The 931-nt window shown below is 76.0% G+C and carries 1 protein-coding gene; it reads right to left on the bottom strand.

What is annotated here, in order from left to right:
* Positions 1-854 (bottom strand): NADP-dependent oxidoreductase (locus EAO76_RS40875; protein WP_148841307.1); only part of this gene is annotated, 854 nt, incomplete at its 3' end.
* Between the last annotated feature and the right edge of the window lie 77 nt (positions 855-931).

Here is a 931-nt window from a genome sequence, read left to right as displayed (position 1 = left end):
GGCACGCGCAGGACGCCCTCGGCGGCGCCCGCGGCCAGGACGTCGAGCAGGACCGGGGTGGGTTCGAGCCGGAAGTCGACGCCGGTCACGCCCGGGGGCAGGGCGGCCCCGGTGGCGACGCCGTGCGTGGTGAGGGCGATGCCGCCGGGGCGCACCCGCGCGGCATGGGCGGCGAAGGCGTCCGGTGTGGTGGAGACCAGGTCGACGAGCGCGTCGACGCCGTCCGGGCATGCCTCGCGCACGGCCTCGTCGAGGGGGCGGTCGGTGACGTCGATGGTGGCGGCGGCGCCCAGGGCGGCCATCCGCTCGTGCTCGGCGCCGCGCACGGCGGCGATCACGCGGATGTCGCGGGCCGACGCGAGCTGGGTCAGATAGCTGCCGACGCCGCCCGCGGCCCCGATGACCAGCAGGCTCTCGTGGCCGCGGAGCGCCGCGCCCTCCAGGATCTGGGCGGCGGCCATCCCGGCGGACGGCAGGGCGGCCGCGGCCCGGAGGGGGAGGCCGGGCGGGACGAGGGCGATCGCGGAGTCCTGCGGCACGGACACGTAGTCGCAGTACGTGCCGCTGCCGGACGCGGCTCCGGCGACCCGGCCGAAGACCTGGTCGCCGACCCGGAAGCGGTTGTCGCCGGGGCCGATCATGTCCACCCGGCCGGCGAAGTCCACGCCGACGACCAGGGGGAAGACGCGGGCGGTGGCCGGGGCCCCGGGGGCGCCCCGAACGGTCTGCCAGTCGCAGGGGTTGAGCGCGGCGTACTCGATCCTGACCCGTACCTCACCGGTACCCGGCTCGGGCTTGGGCATCTCCACCAGTGCGGGGTCGGCCCGGAACGCGCCGACGGCTATGGCTCGCATGCGGAAGACCTCTCAGTCGTCCCCGATCAGGCAGTCATGGGAACCATTGTTTTTCGGCCCGCCCGGCCCCGCACTTC

Source organism: Streptomyces sp. sk2.1 (assembly GCF_008120935.1).
Taxonomy (GTDB): Bacteria; Actinomycetota; Actinomycetes; order Streptomycetales; family Streptomycetaceae; genus Streptomyces.
Note: the sequence above shows the minus strand (reverse complement) of the source record. Positions and strands in the feature narration are given on the sequence as shown.